Genomic DNA, 4,515 nt, shown 5'->3' with positions numbered 1-4,515 from the left:
GGTTTTTTAATTGGGTGGGTTTATTGGTATTTTTCAATTAGAAGATGGAAAAAATGGGCAATTAAAAGAAGGGTGGATGAATCTACATTACGGAAATATGGGAAACGATCGTTGTTAACTTGGTAATTACACCCTCTAGCGCGGAAGTTACTCCCGTGATAAACTGAAAAGGAGCCTTGCAGCAATGCGAGGCTTTTTTCTTACCCAAAAGTCAATCTGGTTTTAGCCTCCCTGATCAGCGCTCCAAGGGTTTTAAGAATATGCTGGCGGTCTTCATCTTTTAACTGTTGCAGTTCATTGATCCGGTATGAAGGTTCTGAATTGGGTAACAGAGGATAGGGTTGCCTAGTGGGGCCATTTTACATAATATGCTTATATAATCCGCAGATAAAATCCTTTAGGCCGCTGAAAAACCGATGAGTTTATATAGGGGCATGTTATGTAACTTAGCTTCGGGTTGTGCGGTTGGTTTAGACTTGGTGTACAGGTGAGCAGATAGTAGTTGAATCCACTTGAGCAGCTTCTAAGTAAATTTGCCTTGAGATTTACACATAAATTAGAAAAGCTCATGAAATTAGACACCAATTTATTACTAAATGTAATTACGCCCCTATTTTCTTCTATAATCGGGGGTTCTGTTGTTGCTTACGTAAAATATCGCTACGATAAAAAAGCAAAATGGTCTGACCTACGAATCGATGTTATCAGAGGCATTGAGTTTAAAACTTTGACACTAGATGCCAACATAAAGTTATTATGGCATCCAGATCAACAATGGAAAGTTCAACTTCAAAATAGTATAAGTGCATTAACAGACTTAAGCATTTACTATGACCAAAACTACTCCATATTTAAAGAGAAGGTTGTACTTAATATACTTCACAATGTTAATGATCTCATTGACATATCTAAAAAAGTGCTTTTTACTTACGGAGCTAACAGGCAAATCACCAGTGTTAAACTAGAAAACAGGGATAGGGACGAATCTAGACGTACAAGTAAAGAATACAAAGAGGCAGAAGCACGGTATAAGAAACTAATTGATATAGTTCTACTGGAATTAAGGACTAAGATTAAAGGACAGGTATAGCTTAGATCACTATCTGTAGGGCAATGCAAAAACCTGTTTGCTCAGGGAAAGGGACAGTGAAAAACTGAAGGCTCGTTAAAAAAGTGCATATACGACTACCAGTACCACATAAAGGATCATCTTGGCAATGAAGATGGATTACATAACAGTATACTATGGATAAAACATTAATCGCATTGCTACCTTTTTTTGGGGTTGTGACAGGGGCTTTTCTCCAATATATTTTTACTAATCTGAGGGAAAGGCAAAGTCAAAAAAAACAGTTGAAAATTAAGGCATACGCTGATTATGCCTTGGCAGCAGCCGAGCTAAGCAGCAGAGACAAAAATATGCACGCAATGGCGAGGGTAAAGTTGACAGATGCAAAGGTTAGAATAGCTATTTATGGAAGTGAGCAGGTGGTAAAATACATAGCCGATTTTGATAGAAATGGAGCTAATCTGGCAAATTTTGAAGGCAAAAAAAGGTTTATTAAGATAATTAAGACCATGAGGGCTGAAAATAAGAAGGATAATGTTACACATGAAGATTTTGCGCAGGTGCTGTTTAGCAGTGATCTAACATGATTTTACTGCCTGAGGCAGCCAAAGCACAGAAAAAATCAGCTTTTATCTGGGCAAAGGCACTATGAAAAACTGAAGGTTCGTTTAAAAAGTGCATATGTGACTACCAGTACCATTTAAAAGACCACTTGGGAAATACAAGGCTGACCTTTACGACGAAACCGAAGACAATCGAGTTTACGGGCAGGTTCGAGAGTGAGACTGCGGCAGAGGAAGAAGAATTGTTCAGCAACCTCAAGGAAACGAGGGAAGCGTTTAACAGTGCCGATGCCACCGCTAGTGACATCCATGTGGCCGGTGACGATGAAGTAGTGATGCTGAACAACAGCCAGATCGCGGGGCCAGCAATCAGTTTGCCAGTAGGGCCGGGTGATAAGATAGACATAGAAGTATATAGCTATTACGAAGCTGGTGACTATGGAAATTTGCAACCTGCCGATGCTATCCTTGCGGCTGTAGCCGGAGCGTTTGGTGGCGCGAACGGTGGTAATACTTTTGAGCAATCGACTTACGATGCTTTTACTGCTGAGAATGGTACAAGTTTAGTGGGCAATGGTAATGACGCAGGAGATACGAGACCAGCGGCTTATCTTAATTACATTCTCTTCGATGAGCAGATGAACTTCCAGAAGGATGGTTTTGCACAGGTGGATGTCAATGCCAATACCCATGAGGTTTTAGCTTTAAATGATATAGTTGTAGAAAAAGCCGGCTTCATCTATATTTACCTTAGCGAGAGTAACAGCTCTTCGCGTATGTTCTTTGATGATATGAAGGTGGTGCTTTCCGAAGGCAATGTTGTCCAAAGTGACAATTTCTATCCCTACGGTATGGAAATGGCAGGGGGTTTTAAGAGGGTTACTGCTAAGGACAACAGGTTCTTGTTCAACCAGGGTACGGGGGACAAAACGTTCAATACCGAGAGGATAACAGACCTTGGCCTTAGCATGGATATGACTAAGTATAGGACTTACGATTATACCACTGGTAGGTTTATGCAGGTTGACCCGCTGACTGATCAGGCAGGGCAAGAAATCTACACACCTTATCAGTATTCATTCAATAACCCCATCAGGTATAATGATCCTTACGGAGATTGTCCCAAATGCTGGGCAATTGCAAAGGGCATTGTTGATTTTGCAAATGGAGCAGTAAACGCAGTTGCTTCTAACAATACAACAGTGGTGGGAGCTGATGGTGAAACCGTTCTGGTTCAGGGGTTTGAGCGGGAGACAAGGGATAATGCAGCTTTTACAGCAGGTCAGATGGCAGGAGATGCCTTTAGTGTGTTGCAAGGTTCGTTAGAAACAGTAGGTGGGGGAGCTTTGGCAACAGGAGGTACAGTAGGTGGAGCGGTTACTTCTCCTACAATAGTTGGCGGTGTTGTAGGTGCTGCTGCTGCCGGAGGTGTAGTTATTGTAGCTCACGGAGCCAACACTGCGCGGAATGGATTGAACAATTTGCTGAATGCTGATGGGAAAATTTATAAAGTTCCTGGTGAAGATACTAATAGTGGAAAACCATATGTAGGGAGAACAAAGCAAAGTTCGCCAAGTAAGCGTGGAAAGAGAGATGGTAGGGACCGATCTAATGCTGAAATTATTGATGAGTATGATTCACCTGAGGAAGGTGTATTTAAGGAACAGAGAGCTATTGAGCAGGAAGGTGGAATAGAGAATCTGGATAATCAACGGAATGAGATAAAGAAGGGAAGCAAAAGAGAAGAATATTTTCAAAAAAAATATGGAGGATATGGAATTGACTGATATAAATTTATTTTGGGCGGATTTTACAGCTATTGAGGGAGAGTTAAGAGCAGACCCAGAAAATAAGGACTTAATAGATAAAATAGATTTAATGGTTAAAAAGTTAGGTTCATACGACTGGGAGTATGGTCCTTTTGAAGACCACTTTTATTTTTGCATATCTCCACATTTTGATAAGGAATTGATACCTAGCATAGAGGAAATTATGAATTATGCGCCAAGTTCCAATTATTGGGAGTTTATGGTTGGCAAACCAAGGAAAAAAGAATTGCTTTCTAGGTTTGTGATTTATGATTCAGATAATAGAGAAGTTGTCGTTGATACAGATGGATGGGAATGTATTATTTATAGGTTTGAAGATGGCACCTATGATTTAGATGTAAAAATGAACATCAAATTAGAATCGGAGGATATGAAGTATTTAGCTCTTGATATACATTTGACCAATATTTTAGGGGAAAAAGTGTATCTCTCTATAATTGAAGGTATAGATATTGTTGATGAGTTTGATGATGAGGTAAAAAATAGGGCTGTAAGATTTAATGAAATTGCAAAGTACATTAAGAGAAGTGATATGATTAGACATTGATTTAGTGTAGAACCCTCATTCTGGTGCGGAAGTTACTGCAGCCGCTACGGGAGGTGTAGTTATGGCAACCTCAGATAGCAGAATTGGTCAAAAGTTTGGAGACGCACTAAGCGTCGGGCAAGGAGCCATTGAGATGGGGTTAGGTGCCGGTGTTGCGGAAGGTTCTGCAAGTGGGGGTGTGGTTACCTCGTCAACAGGTGTTGGTGCTGTTGCAGGTGCGGCGGGTGCAATTGGTGGCATAGTCATATCAGCCCATGGAGCAAATACCATGTATAATGGGTTCAATAATATGTTGAATGCTGATGGGAATAACAGTGGTGCAGCCAATGAAAACGCCAATACAGGAAAAAGGAGGAAAAATAGGATACCAGATCAAGGTAAACCAAATACCGTTGCAGAGAATCCTTCTGGGACAACAATGAAAAAATATGGTGATGATGGGTGGGTTCAAAAGGAGTTTAATAAAGGGCATGCAAAGGATAGTAATCCAAAGGGACTAGAAGATCA

General features: G+C 40.6%; 5 protein-coding genes. All 5 read left to right on the top strand.

Going from position 1 to position 4,515, the window contains the following annotated elements:
* Positions 1-568 precede the first annotated feature (568 nt).
* Positions 569-1,090 carry a hypothetical protein gene (locus E1163_RS02165; RefSeq protein ID WP_155168996.1) on the top strand — a complete coding sequence of 174 codons (522 nt, stop codon included), beginning with the start codon at positions 569-571 and terminating at the stop codon, positions 1,088-1,090.
* A gap of 155 nt (positions 1,091-1,245) precedes the next feature.
* A complete protein-coding gene (locus E1163_RS02160; RefSeq protein ID WP_155168994.1) occupies positions 1,246-1,656 on the top strand; it encodes a hypothetical protein in 411 nt (136 codons plus the stop codon).
* A gap of 125 nt (positions 1,657-1,781) precedes the next feature.
* Positions 1,782-3,419, top strand: a complete 1,638-nt coding sequence (locus tag E1163_RS02155; RefSeq protein WP_155168992.1) for an RHS repeat domain-containing protein — start codon at positions 1,782-1,784, stop codon at positions 3,417-3,419.
* Positions 3,397-4,008 carry a hypothetical protein gene (locus E1163_RS02150; protein WP_155168990.1) on the top strand — a complete coding sequence of 204 codons (612 nt, stop codon included), beginning with the start codon at positions 3,397-3,399 and terminating at the stop codon, positions 4,006-4,008. Before E1163_RS02155 ends, E1163_RS02150 begins: the two co-directional genes overlap by 23 nt.
* Before the next feature lie 61 nt (positions 4,009-4,069).
* Positions 4,070-4,515: hypothetical protein (locus tag E1163_RS02145; protein ID WP_221417912.1), on the top strand; the 446-nt coding region annotated here is incomplete at its 3' end.

The organism is Fulvivirga kasyanovii (assembly GCF_009711405.1).
GTDB lineage: Bacteria > Bacteroidota > Bacteroidia > Cytophagales > Cyclobacteriaceae > Fulvivirga > Fulvivirga kasyanovii.
This window is presented reverse-complemented; position numbering and strand designations above follow the sequence as displayed.

Coding starts and splice junctions, on each gene's coding strand:
- E1163_RS02165 (WP_155168996.1), top strand. CDS start 569: ATGAAATTAGACACCAATTTATTACTAAATGTAATTACGCCCCTATTT.
- E1163_RS02160 (WP_155168994.1), top strand. CDS start 1,246: ATGGATAAAACATTAATCGCATTGCTACCTTTTTTTGGGGTTGTGACA.
- E1163_RS02150 (WP_155168990.1), top strand. CDS start 3,397: ATGGAGGATATGGAATTGACTGATATAAATTTATTTTGGGCGGATTTT.